Here is a 6,252-nt window from a genome sequence, read left to right on the forward strand (position 1 = left end):
CTTTTTAGGCCCATCCTAGAAGCGGTAAATAAGCGGTACAGCTACCCCTTAAACCTCTGACGGCGCCTCACTCGAATCCCCGAAAGTCCTTATGGCTCTAGCGGTTTCCGCCCGCTTCTCTTCCAAGGATTCCTTCAAAATCATGTCCTTGACTTTCATAAGCCGGATCGTGGTGGCACGGTCGTTCTCATCCAGTTTCATGTTGATATACCGGATGGCCTCTTGAGTATTGGGGATCATCACGTACTCCAGAGCGTTGACCCGGCGGCGGGTCTTCTCAATCTCCTCCGCCATCAGCTGGGCAGACTTTTCAATCTCCGCAAGCTTCAGCATCTTCCGAAACACCTTTCCTAGGGCATCCACAGCGGTGTCCAGCTCGCCGGAAGTCGCCGCGAAGCCGTAGGGATAGATGTCGGAATCCGATTTGGTCTTGGTCTGAAAATCATAGACCGGCACATTGACAGACATGATATTTTGGAAGGTCATGGTCAGCTCCACGCTCTGCTTGGGATAGACCAGGGCCTGCTCCAATGCCTCAGAACTCATGAGCGCGGAGGCGACGGTGAAGGATTTGTGCACCGTCATCAGCTCCTCCTCCACCTCGGCCCGGAGGGCGCGGACCTCCCGGACCGTGTCCAAAAACTGCTTCATCAGCTCATCCCGCTTGTCTTTCAGCAGCTTGTGGCCCCGCTGGGCGGTGCGCAGCTTGCCCTTCAGGCGGGTGAGCTCCATCCGGGTGGGGCTTACCGTGATATTCGCCATGGCTCACCCCTCCTTACTGCTCGTCTTTTTTCGGCCAGTACCTCTCGATCAGCTCCGGCTTGATGCGCTTCAGCTCCGCCTTGGGCAGGATGCTGAGGAGCTCCCAGCCCAGGTTCAGCGTCTCCTCGATGGACCGGTTCTCCTCATAGCCCTGGTTGACGTAGCGCCGCTCGAACTCGTCGGCGAACTTGGCGTAGAGCAGGTCGGTGGGGGTCAGCGCCGCCTCGCCCAGAATGGACATCAGCTCCTTGTTGTCCTTGCCGGTGGAGTAGGCCGCGAAGAGCTGGTTCATGGTGTTGGCGTGGTCCTCCCGGGTCTTGCCCACGCCGATGCCCTTGTCCTTCAGACGGGACAGGGAGGGCAGTACGTCCACCGGGGGATTGATGCCCTGGCGGTACAGGGAGCGGGACAGGATGATCTGGCCCTCGGTGATATAGCCCGTCAGGTCGGGGATGGGGTGGGTCTTGTCGTCCTCGGGCATGGTGAGGATGGGGATCATGGTGATGGACCCCGCCTTGCCCAGCTGGCGGCCGGCGCGCTCGTAGATGGTGGCCAGGTTGGTGTACAGGTAGCCGGGGAAGCCGCGGCGGCCCGGGACCTCCTTCTTGGCGGCGGAGACCTCACGGAGGGCCTCGGCGTAGTTGGTGATATCGGTCATAATGACCAGGACGTGCATGTCCTTCTCAAAGGCCAGGTACTCCGCGGCGGTCAGGGCCATACGGGGGGTGGCGATACGCTCGACGGCGGGGTCGTTGGCCAGGTTGGAGAACAGCACGGTACGGTCAATGGCGCCGGTGCGCTTGAACTCGTTGACGAAGAACTCCGACTCCTCGAAGGTGATGCCGATGGCGGCGAAGACCACGGCGAAGTTGGCGCTCTCGTCTCCCAGCACCTTGGCCTGCCGGGCGATCTGCGCCGCCAGGTTGGCGTGGGGCAGGCCGGAGCCGGAGAAGATGGGCAGCTTCTGCCCGCGGACCAGGGTGTTCAATCCGTCGATGGTGGAAACGCCGGTCTGGATGAACTCGTTGGGGTAGTCCCGGGCGGCGGGGTTCATGGGCAGGCCGTTGATGTCCCGGTACTCCTCGGCCAGGATGGCGGGGCCGCCGTCGATGGGCACGCCCATGCCGTTGAACACCCGGCCCAGCATATCGCCGGACACACCCAGCTGGAGGGGATGGCCCAGGAAGCGGACCTTGGACTGGGCCAGGTTGATGCCGGCGGCGGACTCGAAGAGCTGGACCACGGCGGTGTCGCCGTTGACCTCCAGCACCTGGCCGCGCCGGATGGAGCCGTCGGGCAGCTCCACCTCGGCCAGCTCGTCGTAGGTGACGTTGTCCACCATTTTGACCATCATCAGCGGGGACGCGATCTCCTGGATGGTTTTATACTCTCGGATCACAGCTCCTCACCTGCCTTTCTGACGACCTCGTCGATCTCGCGCTCCATGGAGGCGGAGATATCGGCGTACACCTGGGCGTACTCCTCGGCGGGCACGCTCTTGGCGCGGCCGATGCGCTCACGGGCGGGGATGACGAACAGCCCGGCCACGGGGGCCCCCTTGGCGATGGCGCCCCGGCACAGCTTGTCGTAGTCCAGAATCATGGCCAGCAGCTTCTCCTGCCGGTCGTAGGTGGAGAAGGAGTCGATGTCCACGAAGGAGTTTTGCTGGAGGAAGTCCTCGCGGATCATACGGGCGGTCTCCAGGGTGAGCTGGTCGGCGGGGGACAGGGAATCCTTACCCACCAGCTGCACGATCTCGTTCAGGCTGGACTCCTGCTGGAGCACACCCATGGCCTGCTCCCGGTTCTGAAGGAACTCCTTGCCCAGGTTCTCGTCAAACCAGGGCTTCAGGGAGTCCAGGTACAGGGAGTGGGAGGTGAGCCAGTTGATGGCGGGGAAGTGGCGCTTGTAGGCCAGGGAAGCGTCCAGCGCCCAGAACACCTTCACGATGCGCATGGTGCCCTGGGAGACGGGCTCGGCCAGGTCGCCGCCCGGGGGGGACACGGCGCCCACGGCGGTCAGGCTGCCCCGGCGGTCCTCCTCGGAGCCCAGGCAGGAGACGGAACCGGCACGCTCGTAGAACTGCGCCAGGCGGGAGGCCAGGTAGGCGGGGTAGCCCTCCTCGCCGGGCATCTCCTCCAGACGGCCGGACATCTCACGCAGGGCCTCGGCCCAGCGGGAGGTGGAGTCGGCAATGACGGCCACGTCGTAGCCCATGTCGCGGAAGTATTCGGCGATGGTAATGCCGGTGTAAACAGAGGCCTCACGGGCGGCCACGGGCATATCGGAGGTGTTGGCGATCAGCACCGTCCGCTTCATCAAGGACTCGCCGGTGCGGGGGTCTTTCAGCTCGGGGAACTCCCGCAGAACATCGGTCATCTCGTTGCCGCGCTCACCGCAGCCGATGTAGATCACGATGTCCACATCAGACCACTTGGCCAGCTGATGCTGCACCACGGTCTTGCCGGAGCCGAAGGGGCCGGGGACCGCGGCGGTGCCGCCTTTGGCGATGGGGAACATAGTGTCGATAATCCGCTGGCCGGAGCACAACGGCCGTTCCGGGGAGTACTTCTTCTCATAGGGGCGGCCCACGCGGACAGGCCACTTCTGGATCATGGTCAGGGGAACGTCCTTCCCGTCCTCGGTGGTCAGCGTGGCGATGGTCTCCGTCACATTAAAGGAACCGCTCTTGATGTCCTTGATGGTGCCCTTCATGTTGGGAGGTACCATGATTTTGTGGAGCACCACGGGGGTCTCGGGCACGGTGCCAATGATGTCGCCGCCGGTCACCTTGTCACCAACCTTGGCGGTGGCGGTAAACTCCCATTTCTTCTCCCGGTCCACGGCGGGAACCTCCACACCGCGGGAAATGTTGGCGCCCACCTTCTCCACGATCTTCTCCAGCGGGCGCTGGATGCCGTCGTAGATACCCTCGATCATGCCGGGCCCGAGCTCTACGCTCATGGGCGCACCGGTGGTAATGACGTCGGCGCCGGGGCCCAGGCCGGAGGTCTCCTCGTAGACCTGAATGGAGGCGGTGTCGCCCTTCATGGTCAGGATTTCGCCGATCAGACGCTGGGGCCCCACACGGACCACGTCAGACATATTGGCGTCCGACAGCCCCGTGGCGACTACCAACGGTCCGGAAACTTTAACAACTTTTCCGCTCAAATTCTAAAACCTTCTTTCAGGATAAATTCGCCGGAAGGATGCCCTTCCCCGCTAAACCACGCCCGGAAAGGGTCCAGGGAAAAATCACGTTTTCCCTTGATTTCTCCGCCAAAACAAAGAAATCAATTTCAATTATTTTCGCCGCGGCGTGTACGCGACGAAAACACCCCGGCCCCAGCCGCCTCAGGCGGCACCTAATTTGCAGACTGGCGGCAGGGGATTCTCAAGGAAGAGCCTGCTCCCTCTTGACCTCTCAGAGGATGTCTGCCCCCACGGCCCGCTCGATCGCCGTCTGAATATTGTTCTTGCCAATCCCCAGCGAGCCCTCCCGTCCGGGAATCAGGATGATGGCGGGCCGGAGCTCGTCCTTGTACCGGGCCAGTACGTCGTCCATATCCTTTGCCAGCTGCTCGGTCAGATAGATCACCGCACAGTTGGTCTTCGCCAGCTCCCGCACCTTCTCCTTGGCCTCGTCCACAGACGTGACGGGATAGGTATCCAGTCCCAGGGCGCGGAAACCCATGACAGATTCCCAGTCGCCGATGACGGCGATTTGATACGCAACAGCCATAAACTTACACCGCCTTACACATAGCTCGCCCGCAGGCGGGATCGGATGACGTCCGGGTCGATGCCAGCGCCGCGCCCCATCAGCAGGATGCGCAGGTTGGTGTACTCCGTCTCCCGGGCTGCCAGATACCCCACCAGCGGGGCCTCGCCGAATGGAACAAACAAGGCCCCTGCGAGATAGTCCCCCACCACGTTGTCGCACAGCTTCTCAAACTCCGTCAGAGGCCCGCCCTGGAGAGCCTGAGCGCCGGCTTCCGCCGCTGCCTGGAACCGGGTGGGAGCATACAGCTCCGTGAGCCCGCTGCCCCTGGCGGCACTGACTGCCAGAACCGCGTCCGGGGAGATCTCACCGCCCTCGAAGAGGACGCCCCGCAAAAACTCCTCGTTCTTGCCCATCCGCAGGGTACGCACCAGCGTCCGCAGATTGGCCGCATCGATCTGGACCTGCACATAGCCATGCAGGAATTCACTGCCGGTGGTCTCTGCCACCGCATCCATGTCCCGGTAGAACCAGCGGTCCAGCACGATGTCGCACAGCTGGGGGTCCCGAGTGGTCTGTAAGACCTCCTTGGCCTCCGCCGCGGCGGACGCCAGGAAGGGCGGCAGATCGTCCAGCTCCCCAGAGCGCATGGCCTCTCGCAGCTTTGCCGCGGGCACCCGGCCCATATCCATCAGCATATGACCCGGCTCGGTGTCCATGGCCTCCGCCTTCAGGATGGCCTTCGCGTTGTGGTAGTCATACTTCAGTTTGAAAACGTCGATATACCTGGGGTCCGGCGCACCGTCAGCCAGGTCGGAGAGTGTGTCCTCCCGGGCGGCGGCAAGAGCCGCGTCCATGGCCTCCGGGTCCGCGGCGTCCAGCTCCGGATACCCGCAGTCCTGGAGGATCTTCTGAACCTCCTCATCACTGCGGGCTTCCAGGAGCTGTTCCATCCGCTCCCGAGTCAGCAGGGTGCTCTCCATGGCCTTGATACGGGCGGAGATGACCAGGTAATCGGTGTCTTTGATTTTTTTAGCCAAGACACTTCCTCCTTGATTCTTTATGCCTCCGGGAACAGCTTTTTGGCAACCATCCCCGCGGTCTCCGCCTTCTGCAGGCGCACCAGGGTATCGAAGGTGCAGTTGACCTCCACGTTCTCATCTTTGAGGATAAATCCGCCCTTGATGGGCCGGGTCTCCTTAGACAATGCCAGCAGAGCAGTGCCCTTGGCAAGCGCTGTGACGCTGGTGGCTACCTTGCTCAAAAGGTCCGTAACCTTGGAGCTGCCCTGAGGCACGTCAGGCGCAGCCTGCTTGGCCAGGAGCTCATTGGCCTTGGCCACGGCGGCCTTACCCACGCGGTCCCGGTCTGCCGGAGAGAAGATAACCTCTTCCCGCCCGGTGGAAGACGCCTGTACTAGCAGATCCGCCAGCACCTGTACGTACTGTTCCTCCGGCATGGCGCACAGCTTCTCCAGCGCCAGGGCATAGGTCTTCTCCACCATCTCCTGCTTGGCGGCCAGCTGTACTTTCCGGGCCTCCATTTGGGCCACGCTGACCAGGCGCTCCTCCCGCTCTACGGCGGCCTTGGCGTTCTTTGCCGCGAGGTCAGCCGATTCGGCGTCCGCCTGGGCCTTATACCTGGCGGTGATCTGGGCGGCCTCCTCCCGGGCAGCGGTCAGGATACGCTCTGTCTCCGCCTGAGCGTCCGCGGTAATGCGTCCGGTAATTTTTTCAATTCCGTTCATGTCAAATCCCCTTTCTGCGGGG

General features: G+C 62.5%; 6 protein-coding genes. All 6 read right to left on the bottom strand.

Annotated features, from left to right (window positions below; translation table 11 throughout):
* Positions 1-48 precede the first annotated feature (48 nt).
* Positions 49-762 carry a V-type ATP synthase subunit D gene (locus QZ326_RS10690; RefSeq protein WP_295745009.1) on the bottom strand — a complete coding sequence of 238 codons (714 nt, stop codon included), beginning with the start codon at positions 760-762 and terminating at the stop codon, positions 49-51.
* A 13-nt stretch (positions 763-775) separates the two neighbouring features.
* Complete coding sequence (locus QZ326_RS10695) at positions 776-2,161, bottom strand: V-type ATP synthase subunit B (RefSeq protein WP_295745011.1); 1,386 nt, start codon at positions 2,159-2,161, stop codon at positions 776-778.
* On the bottom strand, positions 2,158-3,933 hold the full coding sequence (locus tag QZ326_RS10700) for a V-type ATP synthase subunit A (RefSeq protein WP_295745013.1): 1,776 nt from the start codon (positions 3,931-3,933) through the stop codon (positions 2,158-2,160). The genes QZ326_RS10695 and QZ326_RS10700 overlap by 4 nt, the downstream gene beginning before the upstream one ends.
* A gap of 253 nt (positions 3,934-4,186) precedes the next feature.
* A complete protein-coding gene (locus QZ326_RS10705; RefSeq protein ID WP_295745015.1) occupies positions 4,187-4,504 on the bottom strand; it encodes a V-type ATP synthase subunit F in 318 nt (105 codons plus the stop codon).
* Positions 4,505-4,518: 14 nt separating this feature from the next.
* Positions 4,519-5,523 (bottom strand): V-type ATPase subunit, encoded by a 1,005-nt coding sequence (locus tag QZ326_RS10710; RefSeq protein WP_295745016.1) that lies wholly within the window; start codon positions 5,521-5,523, stop codon positions 4,519-4,521.
* Positions 5,524-5,543: 20 nt separating this feature from the next.
* Positions 5,544-6,252, bottom strand: a 709-nt coding sequence (locus QZ326_RS10715; protein ID WP_295745018.1) for a V-type ATP synthase subunit E, incomplete at its 5' end; no start/stop codon positions are given.

This window comes from uncultured Oscillibacter sp., assembly GCF_910587525.1.
GTDB lineage: Bacteria > Bacillota > Clostridia > Oscillospirales > Oscillospiraceae > Oscillibacter.